17 protein-coding genes and 1 pseudogene are annotated in these 20,033 nt (G+C 66.3%); 5 read left to right on the top strand and 13 right to left on the bottom strand.

Translation table 11 applies throughout. The annotated features are described in order from the left end of the window. Positions 1 to 4: 4 nt before the first annotated feature. From ON04_RS10565 to ON04_RS10535, 6 genes are all read right to left on the bottom strand, one after another. A complete protein-coding gene (locus tag ON04_RS10565) occupies positions 5 to 985 on the bottom strand; it encodes a DHH family phosphoesterase (RefSeq protein ID WP_029458232.1) in 981 nt (326 codons plus the stop codon). Next, the gene (gene rbfA / locus ON04_RS10560; RefSeq protein WP_010541586.1) at positions 982 to 1,443 is read right to left on the bottom strand and encodes a 30S ribosome-binding factor RbfA; all 462 of its coding nucleotides are present in this window, start codon (positions 1,441 to 1,443) and stop codon (positions 982 to 984) included. The genes ON04_RS10565 and rbfA overlap by 4 nt, the downstream gene beginning before the upstream one ends. Positions 1,444 to 1,588: 145 nt before the next feature. Further along, on the bottom strand, positions 1,589 to 4,405 hold the full coding sequence (gene infB / locus ON04_RS10555; protein WP_081477170.1) for a translation initiation factor IF-2: 2,817 nt from the start codon (positions 4,403 to 4,405) through the stop codon (positions 1,589 to 1,591). Positions 4,406 to 4,552: 147 nt separating this feature from the next. Then, positions 4,553 to 4,873, bottom strand: coding sequence for a YlxR family protein (locus tag ON04_RS10545; RefSeq protein WP_029458228.1), 321 nt, complete (start codon positions 4,871 to 4,873; stop codon positions 4,553 to 4,555). 142 nt (positions 4,874 to 5,015) lie between these two features. Continuing rightward, positions 5,016 to 6,002: a transcription termination factor NusA gene (gene nusA, locus ON04_RS10540; RefSeq protein WP_010541583.1), complete on the bottom strand. Its 987-nt coding sequence runs from the start codon at positions 6,000 to 6,002 to the stop codon at positions 5,016 to 5,018. After that, positions 5,999 to 6,544 carry a ribosome maturation factor RimP gene (locus ON04_RS10535; RefSeq protein WP_010541582.1) on the bottom strand — a complete coding sequence of 182 codons (546 nt, stop codon included), beginning with the start codon at positions 6,542 to 6,544 and terminating at the stop codon, positions 5,999 to 6,001. The genes nusA and ON04_RS10535 overlap by 4 nt, the downstream gene beginning before the upstream one ends. A 247-nt stretch (positions 6,545 to 6,791) precedes the next feature. On the opposite strand from ON04_RS10535, the gene ON04_RS15990 reads away from it, so the two are divergent. Together ON04_RS15990 and ON04_RS10525 are read left to right on the top strand one after the other, a co-directional pair. After that, positions 6,792 to 7,139, top strand: coding sequence for a hypothetical protein (locus ON04_RS15990; RefSeq protein ID WP_238529299.1), 348 nt, complete (start codon positions 6,792 to 6,794; stop codon positions 7,137 to 7,139). Next, positions 7,136 to 7,540: a ferritin-like domain-containing protein gene (locus ON04_RS10525; RefSeq protein ID WP_010541580.1), complete on the top strand. Its 405-nt coding sequence runs from the start codon at positions 7,136 to 7,138 to the stop codon at positions 7,538 to 7,540. Before ON04_RS15990 ends, ON04_RS10525 begins: the two co-directional genes overlap by 4 nt. 8 nt (positions 7,541 to 7,548) lie before the next feature. On the opposite strand, the gene ON04_RS10520 is transcribed toward ON04_RS10525, so the two are convergent. Next, the gene (locus ON04_RS10520; RefSeq protein ID WP_010541579.1) at positions 7,549 to 9,300 is read right to left on the bottom strand and encodes a proline--tRNA ligase; all 1,752 of its coding nucleotides are present in this window, start codon (positions 9,298 to 9,300) and stop codon (positions 7,549 to 7,551) included. 58 nt (positions 9,301 to 9,358) lie between these two features. Here ON04_RS10520 and ON04_RS10515 point away from each other — a divergent pair, with 58 nt between their 5' ends. Next, the gene (locus ON04_RS10515) at positions 9,359 to 10,108 is read left to right on the top strand and encodes a YaaA family protein (RefSeq protein WP_029458226.1); all 750 of its coding nucleotides are present in this window, start codon (positions 9,359 to 9,361) and stop codon (positions 10,106 to 10,108) included. A 32-nt stretch (positions 10,109 to 10,140) separates the two neighbouring features. Here ON04_RS10515 and ON04_RS15765 read toward each other — a convergent pair. The 3 genes and pseudogenes from ON04_RS15765 to mqo all read right to left on the bottom strand — a co-directional run bounded on the left by ON04_RS15765 (position 10,141) and on the right by mqo (position 13,964). After that, positions 10,141 to 11,078, bottom strand: a pseudogene (locus ON04_RS15765) (LLM class flavin-dependent oxidoreductase). 33 nt (positions 11,079 to 11,111) lie between these two features. Beyond that, on the bottom strand, positions 11,112 to 12,338 hold the full coding sequence (gene cobA / locus ON04_RS10505) for a uroporphyrinogen-III C-methyltransferase (protein WP_010541575.1): 1,227 nt from the start codon (positions 12,336 to 12,338) through the stop codon (positions 11,112 to 11,114). Positions 12,339 to 12,461: 123 nt separating this feature from the next. Beyond that, positions 12,462 to 13,964, bottom strand: a complete 1,503-nt coding sequence (gene mqo, locus ON04_RS10500; RefSeq protein ID WP_029458224.1) for a malate dehydrogenase (quinone) — start codon at positions 13,962 to 13,964, stop codon at positions 12,462 to 12,464. 133 nt (positions 13,965 to 14,097) lie between these two features. On the opposite strand from mqo, the gene ON04_RS10495 reads away from it, so the two are divergent. Both ON04_RS10495 and mtr read left to right on the top strand, forming a co-directional pair. After that, positions 14,098 to 15,144: an alpha/beta hydrolase gene (locus ON04_RS10495; RefSeq protein ID WP_238529298.1), complete on the top strand. Its 1,047-nt coding sequence runs from the start codon at positions 14,098 to 14,100 to the stop codon at positions 15,142 to 15,144. Between the two features lie 5 nt (positions 15,145 to 15,149). Further along, entirely contained in the window at positions 15,150 to 16,550 is a 1,401-nt protein-coding gene (gene mtr, locus ON04_RS10490) for a mycothione reductase (RefSeq protein WP_010541572.1), read from the top strand. A 62-nt stretch (positions 16,551 to 16,612) separates the two neighbouring features. Here the strand turns inward: mtr and ON04_RS10485 are convergent, their stop codons facing one another. The 3 genes from ON04_RS10485 to ON04_RS10475 all read right to left on the bottom strand — a co-directional run bounded on the left by ON04_RS10485 (position 16,613) and on the right by ON04_RS10475 (position 20,032). Continuing rightward, a complete protein-coding gene (locus tag ON04_RS10485) occupies positions 16,613 to 18,088 on the bottom strand; it encodes a flavin-containing monooxygenase (RefSeq protein ID WP_010541571.1) in 1,476 nt (491 codons plus the stop codon). A 102-nt stretch (positions 18,089 to 18,190) separates the two neighbouring features. Beyond that, entirely contained in the window at positions 18,191 to 19,066 is an 876-nt protein-coding gene (gene map, locus ON04_RS10480; protein WP_010541570.1) for a type I methionyl aminopeptidase, read from the bottom strand. Between the two features lie 111 nt (positions 19,067 to 19,177). Beyond that, positions 19,178 to 20,032: a GNAT family N-acetyltransferase gene (locus ON04_RS10475; protein WP_010541569.1), complete on the bottom strand. Its 855-nt coding sequence runs from the start codon at positions 20,030 to 20,032 to the stop codon at positions 19,178 to 19,180. Position 20,033: the final 1 nt, after the last annotated feature.

Here is a 20,033-nt window from a genome sequence, read left to right as displayed (position 1 = left end):
CAGTTCAGTCGAGGAGCCCACGGAGCCTCGCGGAGACCGATTCCAGATCCCCCGCGACCGTGCAGCCAGCCGCCGCAGGGTGTCCGCCGCCGCCCAGTGCGGCCGCGACGGCAGCCACGTCCACGGCGTCCGCACCCCCCGCGGGAGGACGGGAACGCAGAGAGATCGTCCATTCGTCGGGCAGGTATTCCTTCAGCAACACCGCGACGTGAGCCTCACGTGCACCGCGCAGGTGGGATACCAGGGATTCCACGTCCTCCTCCTCGGAAGACTCGATTATCGCGTGTGGAACAGCCAACCAGATTGATCCGAGACCTCCCAGGGTCTCGGGTTCAAGACGGGCCGAGGACAGGAGTTCGCCTAGTATGCGGAGCCACGAGAATCCGTGGGCATCGAGGAGCGCATACGTCAGCTGGCTCGATTCAGCGCCGGCGGCCAGGAGACGGCGGGCGGTGTCATGGGCGTCTGGCCCACCCCATCGGAACGAACCGGTGTCAGTGACCAGTCCCGCGTACAGAGCCGTGGCGATGTGCGGGTCGACCTGAAGTCCGCCGGCCTCCAGGATCTCTAGAACGAGTGACGCAGTTGACGCCGCATTCGGATCAAGCAGGATGTGGTCGCCGAATCCAGGATTCGAGCGATGGTGGTCCACCACCAGGATCTCAGTTGCCGCCTCGGCCAGTCGATCCCAGTTCCCCACCCTGTCGGCGCTCGCGCAGTCCAGCGTGACCACAAGACCGTCATGTGCCGGGACTTGCGCCAACGGCACGACGTGCTCCGTGCCGGGGATGGCGCGGAGCGAGGGCGGGACGATGCCGGGGTCGAACGACTGGTGAACAGTCGAGCCCCCGGCACGTAGCGCACGGGCGAGTCCGCATGAGCTGCCGAGCGCGTCGGCATCCGGCCGGACATGGCACAGCACGGTCACTTCTCGGTGCCGGCCCAGAACTTCAGCCGCCCTCCGGACGTCAACCCGGGAGTTCACCGGTCGTCGCCCTCCGGCCGCTCGTCCTCCTCGGGCCTGCGGTACGGGTCCTCATCGCCAGCGGGGCGGGCACCCTCTGCAGCACGACGGACCTCTTCGTCGCTCGCACGCGCCTTGGCCAACAGCTCTTCCATGTAGCGAGCCGCGTCCGGGACGGAATCCAAGACGAAGGTCAGCTCCGGAGTGAACTTGACGCCGGTCTGCTTTCCGACCATCGTGCGCAATCTCCCGCGCGCTGTGGTCAACGCATCCTCGGCAGCCTCGAGATCGGGCTCCTCGTCGAGAGTCGCACCGCGCACCGTGTAGTACAGGGTCGCCACCCGGAGGTCCGCGGTGATGCGTGAGTCGGTGATGGTGACGAACTCGAGCCGCGGATCCTTGATCTCGTGTTCGATCGCCATGGCGACGATCTCTCCGATCCGCTTGCCCAACCGTCCCGCACGTCCCTTACCGGTCATGCCGATCCTCCTCGACTCTGTGTGGTCGGTCCGGGCGGGGACGGGCCCCTGAAGGCCCGTCCCCGCGACCACTGGCTACCCCAGCATGCCGCGAGGGCAGGTCCGTTCACCACGGAACCTGCCCCCACGGCCTTATCCGGCGACATCAGTCGCGCGGCTTCTCCACGAGCTCGTAGGTCTCGACGATGTCACCGATCTTGATATCGGAGTACGTCACCGTGAGACCACACTCGAAGCCCTCGCGGACCTCGGTCGCATCGTCCTTCTCACGCCGCAACGACGTCACGGTCATCTCTTCCGCAACGACATTGCCGTCTCGGATGAGCCGTGCCTTCGCGTTACGCCGCATGATGCCGTCCAGCACCATACAACCGGCGATGTTGCCCACCTTGGAGGAGCGGAAGATCTGGCGGATCTCCGCCTGACCGAGCTGCTTCTCCTCGTAGATCGGCTTGAGCATGCCCTTGAGCGCACTCTCGATCTCGTCGATCGCCTGGTAGATGATCGAGTAGTACCGGATGTCCACGCCCTCGCGGTTGGCCATCTCAGTGGCCTTACCCTCTGCGCGCACGTTGAACCCGATGATCACCGCGTCCGATGCGGCCGCCAGGTTGACGTTGGTCTCGGTGACGGCACCGACACCTCGGTCGATGACGCGCAGCTGCACCTCATCGTCGATCTCGATACCCATGAGAGCCTCTTCGAGCGCCTCGACGGTACCGGAGTTGTCGCCCTTGATGATCAGGTTGAGCTGGCTCGTCTCCTTGAGATGCGAATCCAGGTCCTCGAGGCTGATCCGACGGCGGCTACGAGCGGCCATCGCGTTGCGCTTGCGAGCATTACGACGGTCGGCGATCTGCCGTGCGGTGCGGTCCTCCTCGACCACCATCAGGGTGTCGCCGGCACCGGCGACGCTGGTCAAACCAATGACCTGGACCGGACGCGACGGAGTCGCCTCAGCGACGTCCTCACCGTGCTCGTCGACCATCCGACGCACACGACCGTAGGCGTCACCGGCGACGATCGAGTCGCCCACGCGGAGGGTGCCGCGCTGGATGAGCACCGTGGCAACCGGACCGCGACCGCGATCCAGGTGCGCCTCGATGGCAACGCCCTGCGCATCCATATCCGGGTTGGCCCGCAGGTCCAGCGACGCATCAGCGGTCAGGACCACGGCCTCGAGCAGTGCCTCGATGTTCAGGCCCTGCTTGGCGGAGATGTCGACGAACATGGTGTCGCCGCCGTACTCCTCCGGGACCAGCCCGTACTCGGTCATCTGACCACGGATCTTGTCGGGCTGTGCGCCCTCCTTATCGATCTTGTTGACCGCCACGACGATCGGCACATCGGCCGCTTGTGCGTGGTTGATCGCCTCCACCGTCTGCGGCATCACACCGTCGTCCGCCGCCACCACGATGATCGCGATGTCGGTCGACTTGGCGCCGCGCGCACGCATCGCGGTGAACGCCTCGTGACCGGGGGTGTCGATGAAGGTGATGGTCCGATCGACCTCGTCGACCGGGACGGTCACCTGGTACGCACCGATGTGCTGGGTGATGCCTCCGGCCTCGCCCTCGCCGACCTTGGCGGAGCGGATGCTGTCGAGCAGCCGCGTCTTACCGTGGTCGACGTGACCCATGACCGTCACGACGGCAGGACGAACCTCGAGGTCATCCTCGCCACCCTCGTCCTCACCGAAAGACAGGTCGAACGAATCCAGCAGTTCGCGGTCCTCGTCCTCGGGGCTGACGACCTGAACCTTGAAACCCATCTCCTCGCCGAGGAGCTGGAGGGTCTCCGGCGTCACGGACTGCGTGGCCGTGACCATCTCACCCAGGTTGAACAGCGCTTGGACGAGCTGCGACGGGTTCACGTCGATCTTGTCGGCGAAGTCGCTCAGCGAGGCACCCTGTGCCAGTCGAAGGACCTGGCCGCGACCGTCGGGAAGCCGGACGCCGCCGACCTCTGGAGCCCGCATCGAGTCGTATTCCTGACGCTTCTGCCGCTTCGACTTACGACCGCGACGAGGGGCGCCACCCGGACGACCGAACGCACCCGCGGCACCGCCGCGACCACGATTGCCGCCACCGGGACGACCCCGGAAACCGCCACCGCCACCGGCGGGAGCGCCGCCACCTGGACGGAAACCTCCACCACCGGGACGACCGCCGGGACCACCCGGACGGCCCCGACCCGCAGCGGGGCGAGCGACCTGACCCGGCATCTGGCCGGGGCTCGGACGAGGCGGCATGTTGCCGGGCGTGGGGCGCGGACCGCCCTGTCCCGGAGCGCCCGGGCGCTGGGGCGGACGGGGTCCACCCTGGCCTGGCGACGGACGTGCTCCACCCGGACGCGGGCCCGCCTGGCCTGGTCCCGGACGGGGACCGGCCTGGGGACGCGGAGCCGGTGTGGTGCCACTCGAGTACGGGTTGTTGCCGACACGAGGTGCCTTGGGACCGGGTTTCGGTCCAGCCGGGCGCGGGCCGGGTGCCGGGCGGGATGCAGCCGCGGGCGTCGGGCCCGGGGTCGCACCCGGAGCGGGCTTGGCCTCCCCCGGCTTCGGGCCCGCAGCCGCGCCCGGGGTGGGCTTCGCTGCGGGAGCCGGAGTCTCGGCGGGTGCCGGCTTGGCGGCCGGCGCTCCCGGCTTGGGCCCCGTCGACGGCGTGGATGCAGCTGGCTTGGCCGCTGCGGTCCGCGGGTCCGCACCGGGCTTTGGCCCGGGCTTCGACGCTGCCGCACTCGGTTTCGGCGACGCTGCGCCGGTGGGCTTGGAGTCTGCGGGGGCGGAGTCTGCGCCGCCCGCCGGCTTGTGGGCCTCGCGGAGGCGCCGGACGACCGGGGCCTCGAGTGTCGAGGACGCCGACTTGACGAATTCTCCCTGATCGCGGAGCTTCGTCAGAAGTTCTTTACTGGTGACACCGAACTCTTTTGCCAGTTCGTGTACCCGGGGCTTGCCTGCCACTGCTCTCCTCACTGCGAGGTCTTCACGGCAGGGCTGGCCGCGCGACCTCGGTCTACATTCGATGGACGTTCATCGCTGGAGCTTCACGGTGTGCTCATCGTGTCTGGTCCGTTCCTTGTCATGTGCTCCCCCTACCAGTCTGTTCGGCTAGCGGGTGGTCTCGTACTCGTGGCGTAGTGCCTCGAGTACCTCCGAGATCGCATCCTGGGACACGCTCCCGACGACTCGCAACGACCTGATGAAGGCCTTGCGGTCGAGTGCTGTCGCGATGCACCGCTCGTCGCGATGCACCCAGGCTCCTCGTCCAATTGCCCGACGGCGGGGATCCGGCGAGAGTGCCATCGACCTCGGATCATGAACGATCCTCAGTAGCCGGGAGTCTGAATCCCGACCACGACAGCCGACGCAGGTCCGAACCGGACCTACAACCTCAGCAACGCCGTCGAGCTGGTCCTTACGTCCCCGCATGCGGCCGCCTCGGTTTCTCGCCGCCTCGCCCGCACCGAGCGGGTGGACGTGAAGTCACTGTGACAACTGCTTAGTCTACAGATAACGGGGTATCGACACTAACGGCGCGCCCGACCGCGTGGGTGCGGGTGGGCGCCCGCCCTCACTCCGCGTCGCTGTGGATGTCGATTCTCCACTGGGTGAGGCGGTGCGCCAGGCGGGCGTTCTGCCCTTCTTTCCCGATCGCGAGGGAGAGCTGGTAATCGGGGACCACAACTCTCGCGGCACGCGTCGCCTCGTCTGCAACGGTGACGGAGATCACCTTAGCCGGTGAGAGTGCGTTGCCCACGAAGACGGTCGGATCGTCGTCGTAGTCCACGATGTCGATCTTTTCGCCGTTGAGTTCAGCCATCACCGCGCGTACCCGGGCACCGTTCGGTCCGATGCACGCCCCCTTGGCGTTGAGTCCGGAGATGGTGGATTCCACAGCGATCTTGGTTCGGTGGCCCGCCTCGCGCGCTATCGCAGCGATGCGAACCGAGCCGTCATCGATCTCCGGGACCTCGAGCGCGAAGAGTCCGCGAACCAGATCCGGGTGCGTACGCGAGAGCGAGACAGAGGCACCGTGCGGCCCCTTGTGAACGCCGACTACGTGACACTTGATGCGATCCCCGTGCCGGTATGTCTCCCCGGGGACCTGCTCTGCGGGAGCGATGGTGCCCTCGGTCCCACCGGTCTCCGGTCCGATGTGGACAACGATGATCCCCCGGACATTAGCGCGGGAGTCAGATTGGATGACACCACTCACCACTTCGCCCTCGCGAGTGACGAGGTCTCCGTAGATGCGCTCGGTCTCGGCTTCACGAAGACGCTGGAGGATGATCTGGCGGGCGGTCGCCGCGGCGATCCGGCCAAAATCCGACGGCGTGGCGTCGAACTCACCGATACGGTTGCCCTCGTCGTCGACCTCGGCGGCCATAACGGCGACGGTCCCGGCTTTACGGTCGAGCTGGATCCGCGCGACGCGGTGCGCGTCTTCGGTCCGCTTGTATGCGGTCAGCAGAGCGTTCTCGAGAGTGTTCACGAGATCGTCCAACGGAATCTCGCGTTCCGTGGACAGCATGTTCAGCGCCGCCATGTCGATGTTCAACTGTTTTCTCCTTCTCGCACGCCACGCCCGGAACCGTCCGACTCCGCCAGCAGGTCCAACTCGTCCTGCGGGGGCGGTCGGAACTCGATCCGGATCACGGCGCGGGACACGGTGTCCAACGCTACCGAGTCCACGCCGATCCCACGATTCGACTTCGTCACCAGCCGGACCGAACCCGAGTCCTCTGTTAGGTCGCCGACCCTCCCCCGAGCCGGACCCTTCGCGCCGTCGACGTAGCTCAGATCGACCTGGCGACCTCGCGCGCGCCGCCAGTGGCGGGGCTCTTCAAGCGGTGCGTCCACCCCCCGACTCGTGACCTCGAGGGTAACCGGCCGCTCGGGACCGCCCCAGGATTCGGCCAGTGGATCGAGCGCAGCGGACAATTCCGCCAGATCATCGAGCGAGACACCGGAGTCGCCATCCACAACGACCTTCACGGTCCATGTGGACGACCGTGTGTCCTCGCGAAGGTCCTCGAGGTCGAGGCCACGGTCGGAGACCGCCTTGCTGATGTGGGCCCTGTCGGCCTCGGGGACGATCACTGTGCTCCTGGCATGCGGTCTGACGGGTTCCGTTCCGGATCGCGGACGGGCCGGATCACTGTACCGCCTCGTCGTCGAGTCCCCCGACCCCTGGCAGGATGTCGGGGTGCCCCATTCCGCCCCCATTGTTCTCACACGCCCTCTTTCCCGCCGTCAATTCATCGCGGTCACCGCGGGTGCAACCGCTCTCGCGGCTACCGTCGGGGGCTGCTCGACGCCCTTGTCTCTCGGCGGCCCCGATCCGCTCGTGGAAATTGCGGACGCAGCACGTCGAGACGCCGTCCAGTTCGCCGCCGCGGACGCCTCGCACGGCGATCGGATCCAGATACTGCACACCCTGGCGGAGGTTCGGCGAGTCCACGCCGAGCGACTTCAAGAGATGATCGAACAGCCGTCACCCGATGTGACATCGTCGGCGATCGAGGCAGAGGAGGCCCCGCCTGTCTGCCCCCCGCTGGACGAGGTGCGGACTCGGTTGCGCGCCGACGCCTCCAGGGCGACCGAAGTGGCGGTCGACGCCGAGGGCACACGCGCCGAACTGACAGCCTCAGTCGCCGCTGCGTGCATCTCCGCCGTCGAGGTGGTGCTGGCGTGACCACTCCGGTCGGACTCGCAGCAGAGGATGCAGCCGTCTACGGATACGGACTCGTGCTTTCCCGGGCTGACGGATCGATCCGTGCAGCGGTCCGACGTGAGCTCGCCGCACACCGGGCCCGTCGAGACGGCGCGGAGGAGCTGTGGCCGGGCTCTCCACCCGCCCCGGTGGGCTATCTCACCGGTCCGGACACCCCCACCTCACCCGTGCTGCTCGCGATCAGGATCGAGTCGGACTGCTGCGAAGCCTGGCGCGCACAGGTCGCCACAGCCGAGACGGCGGAAATGAGGCGCTACGCGGTGGAGGCATTGACCGCTGCCGCGATCCAACTCGCCCGGTGGCGGACCCTGGTCCCGGGCGCGCCGTTCGAAGCTCTTCCCGGGTTCCCGCCGGACGCCTGAAATCCGGTCTAGCGGGCGGAGGTTATCAGTCGGATGATCTCGTCCGCAGCTCCCTCGACGGCAATCTGGGTCACCTCTCCCGTGGCGCGCTTTCGAAGTTCGACCGTCCCCTCGGACCATCCACGGCCCACCACCACGACCCAAGGCACGCCGATCAGTTCAGCGTCCTTGAACTTCACTCCCGGTGACGCCTTTCTGTCGTCAAAGAGAACCTCGAGCCGGGCCTCATCGAAGGCCTTCACGAGCGTGCCTGCCCCGTTGATCGCGGCCTCGTCCTTGTTGGCAATCACCACGTGCACGTCCGCGGGCGCGGCTTCTGCCGGCCATACCAGGCCTTTGTCGTCGGCGAACTGCTCAGCCAGAACAGCGACGAGGCGCGATACCCCGATGCCATATGACCCCATCGTCACCCTGGCGGGCTTCCCGTTCTCGCCCAACACATCAAACCCGAACGCGTCGGTGTACTTACGGCCCAACTGGAAGATGTGACCGATTTCGATGCCGCGCGCCAGGGTGAGGGTGCCGTGCCCACCGGGTGCCGGATCGCCTTCACGGACCTCAGCGGCCTCGATCGTGCCGTCAGGGATGAAGTCGCGGCCACAGACCAGATCCACCACATGCTTGTCGGGTTCGTCCGCTCCGGTGATCCACGCCGTCCCTTCCACGATCCGGGGATCGACGAGGTACCGGACCTCGTTCTCGATCAGCGCTCGCGGGCCGATAAAGCCCTTGACGAGGAAGGGGTTTGCCTTGAAGTCCGCGTCGTCCAGAACTGCGACCTCGGCAGGTTCGAGCGCAGCCTCGATGCGCTTCATGTCGACCGCGCGGTCGCCCGGGAGCCCGACACCGAGCAGTTCCCAGTCTTTACCCGGCTCGCGAACCTTGAGCAGCACGTTCTTCAAAGTGTCGGCGCCGGTGATCTCACGTCCGAGGTCCGCCGAGTTCGCCCACGACACGAGTGTCTCGATAGTCGGGGCGTCCGGGGTGGAGTGCACTACGGCGTCCGGAAGTCCTTCAAGTGGGGGAGCCGGAGGTGCGGGGGTCACCACTGCCTCGACGTTCGCCGCGTACTTCCCGTCGGTCGACCGGACGAATGTGTCCTCGCCTGCGCCGGAGACAGCGAGGAACTCCTCCGATGCCGAGCCGCCCATGGCACCCGAAGTGGCGGCACAGATCACGTACTCGATACCCAGGCGATCAAAGATGCGCTGGTAGGCCGCGCGATGGTTCTGATAAGACCGCTCGAGCCCCGCGTCGTCCACGTCGAAGGAGTACGAGTCCTTCATGGTGAACTCGCGACCACGGAGGATTCCTGCACGCGGGCGTTCCTCGTCCCGGTACTTGGTCTGGATCTGATACAGCGTGACCGGCAGGTCCTTATACGAGGAATATTCGCCCTGGACGGTCAGCGTGAACAGTTCCTCGTGAGTCGGACCGAGCAACATGTCGTTGCCCTTACGGTCCTTGAGCCGGAACAATGCCGGCCCGTACTCCGTCCACCGGCCGGTCGTCTCGTACGGCTCCCGTGGGAGCAGCGCGGGGAGGCTGATCTCCTGGGCGCCGGAGGCGTCCATCTCCTCGCGGACGACCTCCTCAATCCTGCGAAGGGTACGCAGACCCAGAGGCAGCCATGAATAGACGCCGGGCGCTACCCGGCGGACGTATCCGGCGCGGACCAGCAGTTTGTGGCTGAGGACCTCGGCATCAGCCGGGTCGTCGCGGAGGGTACGCAGGAAAAGGTGGGACAGACGCGTGATCACGGTGGTCCAGCGTAGCCGCCCGTCTGGAACTGATCCGCCCGACGGTAGCCTCAGCCGGGTGCGCATCCTCCTGTCCCCCTCCGAAACCAAGTCCGTCGGTGGGCCCGGCAGCTCACTCGACCTCGCTCGTCTCTCTCTTCCCACTCTCACCGACACCCGACGGTCGGTCGCCGACACGCTGGTCACGATGTGTGTGGAGGACCCCGACAGCGCGCGGTCCACACTCGGGTTGAGCGAGAAACTCGCGGGTGAGGTGGATCTGAACGCGCAACTGTGGGGCACGCCCTGTGCTCCCGCACTCGGCCGGTACACAGGGGTGCTCTATGACGCGCTCGACCAGGGATCCTTTACACGGGCCACCCGGTCACGAGCAGAGGCCCGTCTGTGGATCGGGTCCGCGTTGTTCGGCCTACTGGCCGCCGGTGACCCTATCCCCCACTACCGACTATCCGCTGGCACCCAGTTGCCGGGTATGGGGACGCTGAGGGCGACCTGGCGGCCGGCATTGTCCGAGGCCACCATTGACTGGGCCGACGATTTGGTGGTGGATCTGCGTTCGGGCGGCTACCACCAGTTGGGACCGGTCCCCGGTGCGATCACCATTGATGTGGTGACCGAATATTCGGACGGGTCACGCAAGGTGGTGTCGCACTTCTCCAAGCACCACAAGGGATTGCTGGCACGGACCCTGGCGACCTCGCGGGCCGAGATGGACGACGTGACGTCGCTACTTCGCGTGGCCCGTCGAGCCGGCCACTCCGTCGAACGCACGTCGGCGAAGGTTCTGACTATGGTCACCGAGCCCTGAACCGCGGCGCATCCAGGTGTTGCCGCCGTCGTTCACCGCCATCCGAGTTCCGGTGCGACGTACGCGAGCAGAGAGTCGATCACGTCGGGTTCGGCCACATAGGATCGCCCGAACACGGCGCGACTGCCGGGCTCGATTCGCCCGAACCGGTCCCCACACGCGCCTCCCAGGACACGGCGACGGTCGACGTCGCTGGTGATCGCGACAATGGACCGTGAGACGGCGACCCGCGGCTCGAAACCGTGGTCGCGAGACGACCACGCATCACGGACGGCTTCGATCTGTCGGCGCTGCTGGACGTGGAGAGGTTGACCGGACTCGTCCTGCTTGAGCATCGACGCCATAAGATTCATCCCCCGTTCGGCGGCCCACCGGGCGGTGTCATCTGATCCGGCCCCCCACCAGATGCGCTCACGCAACCCTTCGGAGTACGGCTCCTGACGGAGGGCACCCGGTGGTTTGGGGAACCTCGGGCGAGGGTTCGGTTCGGCCATTCGTGTGCCGTCGACCGCGCTCAGGAAGACATCCGTGTGCCGCCGGGCCATGTCCGCGTCCGTCTCCCCCACCGCGGGCCGGAACCCGAAGTAGCTCCATCCGTCGAGTGCCTGCTCCGGTGATCCCCGGGAAATCCCCAGTTGGACACGACCACCGGAGAGCAGGTCCGCAGCGGCAATGTCCTCGGCGAATCCCAAGGGTTGACCTAGCGCATGTCCACCTCCCCTGTGTAGATCTCGATCCGGGAGGTACGCGCACCCACCGCGGCGAGAAGTGGGGCCGGGGTACCCAGCTGTCGGGCGAAGTGGTGAACGCGGAAATAGGCGCCGTCGGCACCCAACCGCTCGGCGGCTGCTGCCAGTTCCACGCTCTGGATCAGAGAATCCCGCGCGGTCCGCACTGCCGAGTCGGGATGGTCCGTCCAGTGGCCAAAGGACAGGAAGCCGATCTTCTTGCGGGTGCTCACGAACCCCATCATGTACCAGGAGTACGGGATCAGACGGCGGTCTCAGGAACGGGCCAGGACCTGGGGCAGCCCCGCGACTTCCCCCACCACGACGATCGCCGGCGGCCGCACGTCGTGGACGCGCAGTTCTTCCGCAAGGGTCGCGAGGGTGCACCGGTAGGTCGCCTCACCTTCGAGGCTGCCGTCGACGATCACGGCCGCAGGCGTGTCGGAGGGCCGCCCCCCCGCCAGGAGGGAATCAGCTATGGCCGGGGTGTTCTTGACCCCCATGAGGATGACGATCGTGCCGCGCAGCCGGGCGAGGGCGTCCCAATCGACGAGTGAGCCGGGGTGGCCGGGGGGCAGGTGTCCGGAGACTACGGTCACCTCGTGCGTCATCCCTCGGTTGGTGACCGGGATCCCCGCCAGCGCGGGGACGGAGAGCGCACTGGAGACGCCCGGGACGACGGTGCAGGGCACGCCTGCCTCAGCGCAGGCCTGCGCTTCCTCGTACCCACGACCATAAAGAAACGAATCGCCGCCCTTGAGCCTCACGACGAACTTGCCCGATAGTGCACGGTCCACCAAAACCTCGTTGATGGCCTCCTGCGCCATGGCTCGGCCGTAAGGAATTTTGGCCGCATCCACGATCTCCACGTCCGACCTTAGTTCGGCGAGTGGTCTTTGGGGGGCGAGTCGGTCGGCCACGACCACGTCTGCGCGCGAGAGGAGGCGTCGGCCTCGTACCGTCATGAGGTCATCAGCACCCGGCCCTCCACCCACGAGCGCCACAGTGCCGCGGAGCTTCTCGTCTACCTCGGGGGCCTCCGCCCCTGCCACACTCAGCGCGCGTGCCACGATGTCGCGGGCCTCGGAGGTGCGGGCGCGGTCACCGGTGAGTACCGCGACGAGCATCTCGTCGCGACGGACGACGGCCGGGGTGACCGCGGTACCCGAGTTCACCGCGTCGGACCGCACACAGAAAGTGCGGTGTTGCTCGGCCTCGGCGGCCACCCGTGCGTTGACGAGCGAGTCCTTGGTGGCCGCCACCACGTACCAGGCACCCTCGAGATCGCCGGTGCGATATTCACGTGACTCCCACCAGATGCGTCCGGCGTCCACCAAGCCCTGCAGGGTGGGGGTGATCTCGGGGCTCACCAGGTAGACGGCCGCTCCGGCCTCCAGTAGGACGGGGACGCGACGCTGGGCCACGGAACCTCCGCCGATCACCACCACACGGCGACCTTCGAGGTCCAGGCCGACGGGATAAGGGTTAACGGGCCGGATCATGGGCCGATCCTATCCGGCGATGGCAGCACCGCTCGCCCGGGGCCGAGTGCTGAGATACAGCTCATCCCCCGACCTCGGTGAGGAGATCGGGGGACGAGAAACGGTACCGGTGGTGCGTCCGGGCTAGACCTTCTGATCGAGCTTGAGCGTCCGCGTGGAGCGTTCGAACTGCTCGGTGAACAGTGACGGCTCAGTCGCGAGATCGCGACCGAGGGACGGGATCATCTCCTCGAGGGCTGGCTTCCAATCCGCGAAGCGGCTGGGGAAGCAACGCTGCAGCACGTCGACCATGGCGTCGACAGCCGTAGAGGCCCCGGGAGATGCCCCCAGGAGTCCGGCGATCGAGCCGTCCGCCGCGCTTACCACGGCCGTTCCGAACTCGAGCGTGCCACCCCTACCGTTGGGCTTGGGCTTGATCACCTGTACGCGCTGGCCCGCGATGACCTTCTCCCACTCCCCGTCCACGGCTGACGGCACAAAATCCCGAAGGGTGTCGACCCGGGCACCATGGTTCTTGGCGAGTTCCGTCACGAGGTACTTGACCAGGCCCATCTCGGTGAGACCGATGTTGGCCATGGGCAGCAGGTTGCCGGCCCGGATGCTCGAGGGCAGGTCGAGGAAACTGCCCATCTTGAGGAACTTGGGGGTCCAGCCGGCGAACGGGCCGAACAGCAATCCCTTCTTGCCGTCGATGACTCGCGTGTCCAGGTGCGGCACGGACATCGGGGGGGCACCGACCGAGGCCTGACTGTAGACCTTGGCCTGGTGCTGCTCGACCAGATCGTCGTTGGTGCAGCGCAGCCACTGGCCACCCACCGGGAAACCGCCGATGCCCTTGATCTCGGGGATACCCGACTTCTGCAGTAGGTGCAGCGCGCCGCCACCAGCCCCCACAAAGACGAATTTGGCGTCGATAGTGCGCTCGTCGCCGGTGTGCCGGTTGGCCACGGTGAGCCGCCATGTGCCGTCCGTGTTCCGCTCGAGGTCCTTCACCTGATTCTGGTAGTGGACCTCGGTGCCGGTGCGGGTGAGGTACTTGATCAGCTGACGGGTCAACGCACCGAAGTTGACGTCCGTACCGCCTGCGAAGTGGCTCAGAGCGAATGGCTGCTCCGATGAGCGACCACGGGCCATGAGCGGGACGAGCCGCTCGAGCTCGCCGAAGTCGGTGGTGTGCTCCATACCCGGGAAGAGGGGATGCCCGGCGAGCTTGTCGTACCGCTTCTGCAGGTAGTCCTGGCCGTCCCTGCCCGTCACGAAGCTCATGTGCGGAACCGATCGGATCCACTCGGTCGGGTCACCGAGGATGGTGTTCTCCACGGCATAGGACCAGAACTGCCGGGAGACCTGGAACTTTTCGTTGACGCTCACGGCCTTGGTGATGTCCACATCGCCGTCAGCGGTTTTTGGTGAATAGTTGAGCTCACACAGGGCCGAGTGGCCGGTACCAGCGTTGTTCCACGCGTCGGAGGACTCCAGCGCGGGCCCCTCGAGACGCTCGTAGACCTGGATGTCCCAGTCTGGTTGGAGACGGCGCAGCAGTGCCCCTAGTGTCGCGCTCATGCTGCCGGCGCCGATGAGCGCCACATCCGTCGTTCCGTGCCTTGCCACCTGGTCTGCAGTCACCGGCTACCCTCGCTCATTGGTCGTGGACCCGAATCTCAAGTAGACGCGGCCGTCCTCTGACACTCCGCGTCCACGGGGAACCAAGACTACTCTCGGGACCGTGGATGGGGCACACCGGACTAGGGTGGTGCGCGTGTCATCTCTCTCCTCCGATCGCGCCGCCGATGCCGTCGCCGACGAATCGTGGACCGCTGATCTGCTGGGGCCGTCCTTTCGCAGGCGTGAACTGCCACTCGGTACCGATCCCGACGGTGAGGGACCGATCTCTGCGACCCTGGTGCGCCACGAAGAGGCGCCGTCCGAGCCGGTCGCGGCTGTGTTGGTGGTCCACGGATTGTCCGACTACTTCTTCCACACCCATCTGGCGGAGTTCCTCGCCGCGCGTGGTTTCGCGACATACGGGATCGACCTCCGCAAATGCGGGCGCTCCAGACACGAAGGGCTGACGCCGCACTTCACCACCGACCTGGAGAGGTACGACGACGAGTTGGAGCAGGCTCTCGCGGTGATCGTCTCCGAACACCCGGGGTTGCCCGTCATCGTGGAGGCGCATTCGACGGGCGGTCTGGTGGTCCCGCTGTGGCTGGGCCGGCGGCGCGACAAGGGGACGTTGGAGCCCGTCATCGGATTGGTTCTCAATTCCCCCTGGTTTCAGCTGGACCTCCCGGACCGCACCCGCTCGGTGTTGGACCGGGTGATCCGTGTCCTCGGCGCCGCCCGCCCCTTCTATCGTCTGCCACTCCCGACTTCCGACAGATATGTCGCGAGCACGCACGTGGATCACGACGGCGACTTCGATTTCGACGTGACCCTCAAACCTCCGGGCGGGGTGGGCGTGCGCGCAGGCTGGCTGGCTGCGGTCCGTCGTGCGCAGCGGCGTCTGCAGGAGGGGATCGACCTCCCTCTTCCGGTTCTCATGCTCCGATCAGCGGCGTCGTCGGTCGGCCCTGCTGCAAAGACCGCGAAGAACAGGTCGATCGACGTGGACACCGATCTGATCCTCGACGTGCGGTCCATGGAGCGATTCGCCGACCGCGTTTCGTCCAGTGTCACCGACATCCCGATCGAGGGAGCCCGCCACGATGTCTTCCTATCCCGCCCTGACGTCCTCGCGGTGGCTTTTGGTCACCTCGGCGACTGGCTGGACCAGATAATTTCCTCTCACACCAAGGAGTCCTGACCACAATGACCCAGACCCCCACGCGGCACTTCGACCTCGTCGTGATCGGCACCGGCAGCGGCAACTCGTTGATCGACGAGTCGTTCGCCGACAAGTCGGTGGCGATATGCGAGAAGGGGACGTTCGGCGGGACCTGTCTGAACGTGGGGTGCATCCCCACCAAGATGTTCGTCTACGCCGCGGACACGGCCACCTCGATCGCCCATTCGTCGAACTACGGGGTGGATTCGACTCTGGACGGGGTGCGGTGGCCGGACATCGTCTCGCGAGTTTTCGACCGACGGATCGACCCGATCGCCGCGAGCGGTGAGGACTACCGACGAAACCGCAGCGAGAACGTCACCGTCTACGACGGCCACGCGACGTTCGTGGGCCCGAGGACCATCGACACAGGCACAGGTGAGCTGATCACGGCCGATCAGGTGGTCATCGCCGCCGGCGCTCGTCCGTCCATCCCACAGATCGTCACTGATGCGGGCGTGGACTACTTCACGAGCGACGACGTGATGCGCCTGCCCGAACTTCCCGAGTCCCTGGTCATCAAGGGTTCGGGGTTCATCGCCTGTGAGTTCGCCCACGTGTTTGCCGCCCTGGGCGTCAAGGTGACGATCATCGGACGCTCCGACGTGCTTCTCAAGTACCTCGACCGCGAACTAGCCGAGCGGTTCACCCGAAACGCCTCCGACCGGTGGGACGTCCGCCTCGGCAAGGTGGTCACAGAGATGACCGCCACGGGCGACGACAACCGCGGCGTGGAGATCACCTTCGAGGACGGCTCGACTTGCGCCGGAGATGCACTGCTGGTGGCCACGGGCCGCACGCCCAACGGGGACCTCTTGGGACTCGCCTCCGCCGGCGTGGAGATGGACGGGGACCGTGTCCGGGTGGACCAGTACGGCAGGACCTCGGCCGACGGTGTCTGGGCCCTGGGCGACGTGAGTTCGCCGCATCAGCTCAAGCACGTGGCGAACCACGAGCAGCGGGTGGTGTCCCACAACCTGCGCAACCCCGACGATCTACAGCCGTTCCATCACGCCCACGTGCCTTACGCCGTGTTCACGTGGCCACAGATCGCCTCCGTCGGGATGACCGAGATCGAGGCCCGCGCCGCCGGTTACGACGTGACGGTAAAGACCCAGGATTACGGTGACGTGGCCTACGGCTGGGCGATGGAGGATTCGGTTGGCTGTTGCAAGCTCATCGCAGACCGTGCCACCGGACTCCTGCTGGGCGCACACATCATGGGGGCACACGCACCTTCGTTGATCCAGATACTCATCCAGGCCATTGAGTTCGGGATCACAGTTCCCGACCTCGCACGTCGCCAGTATTGGATCCACCCCGCGATGGCAGAGGTCGTGGAGAACGCGCTTCTGGGTCTGGACTTTCCCGACCGCGGTTTCTGACCTGTGGGACACGGGCGGGGGTGGGTCTTATTGGCACACCTCCGCTCTGGGAATATCGACTGTCAGATCACCACGTAGTCGGACGGGTCGACCGATCTGAGCTGTGAGCGGTATCGGAAGGTATACGACGGCCACTGCAGGGAGTTGCGTCCCTTCACGTCGAAGTACCAACTCGAGCAACCGCCCTCGTTCCAGACCGTGTGCGCGAGTTCGTCGTCCATCCGGTCCGCGTAGGCCTTGACCGCCTCGGGTCGGACCTCGACTGCGTGGCTACCTCCCTCGGCGAGGTCGATGATCCGCGAGATGTATTCGGCCTGCGATTCCAGCATGTACACGATCGAAGAGTGCCCCAGGTTCGTGTTCGGCCCGTATAGCAGGTACAGGTTGGGAAACCCGGCCACCGTCACGCCGTTGTATGCGCGGGGGCTGCCGTCCCAGTGCTGGGCCAGAGTCTCGCCGAGAGATCCGGTGATGACGCGGGCGATCGGTGGCTCCGTGGGCTGGAAGCCGGTGCCGAAGATGATCACGTCGGCCTCGTGCTCCAGGCCGTCGGCGCCGAGCAGACCGCGTCGGGTCGCGCCCAATGCAGCGTCCGGGACAAGGGTGACGTTCGGGCGGGTGAGCGCGGGAAACCATCGGCTGGTCAGCAGTACGCGCTTGCAACCGATTGAAAAGTCCGGTGTGAGGGCTTTGCGCATCTTCCGGTCTCCCACATTGAGCAGTAGGTAGAAGCGCGCGAACCACTCGAAGAACCGCAGCATGAACTGAGCTCGGGTGAACAGCAGGACGTACAGCTCGCGTCCAAGGTAGATCCGCCCGCGCACCAGGCGCTGCAGGATCGGAAATCGCTCGTACAGGTGCTTTCGCCGCTCGGAGATCGCCCTGTCCAGTCGCGGGATGATCCACCCCGGTGTGCGTTGGAAGACGGTGAGGTGATCAACGCTCGGGGCGATCTCCGGGACGAACTGCACAGCTGAGGCGCCGGTGCCCACCACTGCCACTTTGCGCCCGTCGAGCCGGACATCGTGTCTCCAGCGGGCGGAATGGAACACCTCGCCCTCGAATGTCTCCAGGCCCGGAAGCTGCGGGATGGACGGGGAGGAGAGTGCCCCGCTCGCGACAACCAGATGACGGGAACGGATCGGCCCCTTGGTCGTCTCGATACGCCAGAGCGCCTGCGTGCCGTCCCAGGAGGCTCCGAGCACCTCACACGACGTGACGAGCCGGTCGCGCAGTCCGATGCGGTCAGCCACTGACATCAGGTAGGAGTGGATCTCCGACTGCCGGCCGAACGAGTGCGACCAGCCGGGGTTGGCGTGGTGGGCCAACGAGTAAAGGGCCGTGGGGACGTCACAGGCGCAGCCCGGATAGGTGTTGTCTCGCCAGGTGCCGCCGACCTCGTCTGCAGCCTCCAGCACGAGGAAGTCGTCGCCCCGCTTCTCTCGCAGAAGCCGGTCAGCCATGGCGATGCCACCGAATCCGGCACCCACCACGAGTATGTCGATCTGATCGACGAGTCCGCCGCTGGTCTCGAGCATGCTGGACAGTATGCACCGACCTGTCCAGATTCGACCGTCGATTGGGACAATGGTCCACATTCATCGCCCCTGCGAGATGTCAGCCGCGCAGGAGCGGTTGCCTCAGGACTCGGTCGGCAGCGTGAGAATCTCGTACCCCTCGTCCGTGACCACTACGGTGTGCTCGAATTGCGCGGTCCACGCCTTGTCAGCGGTGGTGACCGTCCAGTTGTCCTCCCACACGTCGAAGCCCGGATCACCCAGCGAGATCATGGGCTCCACGGTGAGCGTCATCCCCGGCTCCAGGATTTCAGTCCTGGACGGATCGTCGTAATGCAGCACCACCAGACCGTTATGGAAGGTAGGGCCCACGCCATGGCCGGTAAATTCTCGAACGACAGTGTAATTAAAGCGTCGAGCGTATGACTCGATCACGCGTCCGATCACGTTGACCTCACGGCCCGGACGGATCGCCTTGATCCCTCGCTCCATGGCTTCCCTGGTGCGCTCGACGAGCAGTCGGTGTGTCTCGCTCAATTCGCCGGCGGCGAAGGTGGCGTTGGTGTCGCCGTGCACGCCGTTCTTGAAGGCCGTGACGTCGATGTTGACGATGTCACCTTCCTGTATCACCGTCGTGTCCGGAATGCCGTGACAGATGACCTCGTTGAGCGAAACACAACTGGACTTGGGAAATGCTTTGTATCCGAGCGTTGAGGGATACGCGCCGTGGTCGAGCATGTACTCGTGAGCGATCCGGTCGATCTCATCGGTCGTCGCGCCCGGCGCCACGGCCCTACCCGCCACGGCTAGCGCATCGGCCGCGATGGTCGACGCCTCGCGCATCGCCTCGATCACCTCGGGGGGCTGAACCCAGGCTTCACCGTTGGCCTCGTCGACCGAATCGCGCCAGACGTACTCCGGCCGCGGGATCGATGCGGGAACTGTCCGAATCGGGGTGGGCTCACCCGGGACGAGTGGCTGACGTGTCGAGGTTGTCATGAATCCAGGATAGGCCCGAACAGCTCGTGCCGTCGCACGGGCAACCCCACCTGGCTAGGTCAAGTTCAGGCAGCTGAGCTCGCCCGGGCTGCTGGCCGCGCCTACCTTCGGTCACAGCAGGACTGTCGCGTAGTCGACCACGTCCACCATGCCCACCCGGCGGTACGCCGCTCGCGCTGCGGAATTGCTGGCGTTAACAACGAGCGAGGGAATCAGCCCGCGAGACTGGAGGGCGGCACAGACCGCCGCCGTGCCGCCGGCACCGAGACCCTCACCCCGGAGGCGTGGATGCACCCACACCCCCTGGACCTGAGCGACGGCCGGAGTGATCGCCGCGACATCGGCTTTGAAGAACACCTCGCCGTCGTCACACCCCACCCAGGTCCTCCCCCGTGCGATCGAGCGGGCTACCCGCCGCCGGAACGGTATCCCCCCGCCCACGGCGAACGGATCCGCCCGCAACTCCTCCCGGTACATGGCCGCGGCAGCCAGCAGCACCGGGTCGAACTCGTGCAGCGTCGCAGGCCGGATGCCCGGCACGACGAGCGCCGCGTCGACCGGACCTCGCATAGCCATGAGGAACTGTGCGGCCCGGTACTCCCGAGACTCGCCCCATCTAGCGCTGAGCGCGGGCCAGAGGGCCGCCACCTGATCACGACGGCCGTGAACGGACATAGGTCCGGTGCCGAGAGTGCCCACGGCGTCGCCAAGTGTCCGCAGGTCCGTGATGTCACCCCGCAACGGAAGTACTGAATTGCCCACGAAGACCAACGACCGCTCGGGGCTTCCACGGGTCAGAAACCGACCATCCGGGCCAGCCAGCACTCCGGAACTGGCAAACTTCTCGGCAGCCGGCGCCGCGACCAGTGGGTCGGCCTCGAGTACGGACAGAACAGCGACCGAGTCACCCTGACCGACTTCCCGGCATCCGTCGACCCCGGTTCCCGGCGCTGCCGTGTCGGACACG

The organism is Dietzia alimentaria 72 (genome assembly GCF_000226215.1).
GTDB classification, from domain to species: domain Bacteria; phylum Actinomycetota; class Actinomycetes; order Mycobacteriales; family Mycobacteriaceae; genus Dietzia; species Dietzia alimentaria.
This window is presented reverse-complemented; position numbering and strand designations above follow the sequence as displayed.

Bases quoted from the DNA above. Each gene is read 5' to 3' on its own strand.
- rbfA (WP_010541586.1), bottom strand. From the start codon at position 1,443: ATGACCGGTAAGGGACGTGCGGGACGGTTGGGCAAGCGGATCGGAGAG.
- ON04_RS10545 (WP_029458228.1), bottom strand. From the start codon at position 4,873: ATGCGGGGACGTAAGGACCAGCTCGACGGCGTTGCTGAGGTTGTAGGT.
- cobA (WP_010541575.1), bottom strand. From the start codon at position 12,338: ATGATCCGGCCCGTTAACCCTTATCCCGTCGGCCTGGACCTCGAAGGT.
- mtr (WP_010541572.1), top strand. From the start codon at position 15,150: ATGACCCAGACCCCCACGCGGCACTTCGACCTCGTCGTGATCGGCACC.
- ON04_RS10485 (WP_010541571.1), bottom strand. From the start codon at position 18,088: ATGCTCGAGACCAGCGGCGGACTCGTCGATCAGATCGACATACTCGTG.
- map (WP_010541570.1), bottom strand. From the start codon at position 19,066: ATGACAACCTCGACACGTCAGCCACTCGTCCCGGGTGAGCCCACCCCG.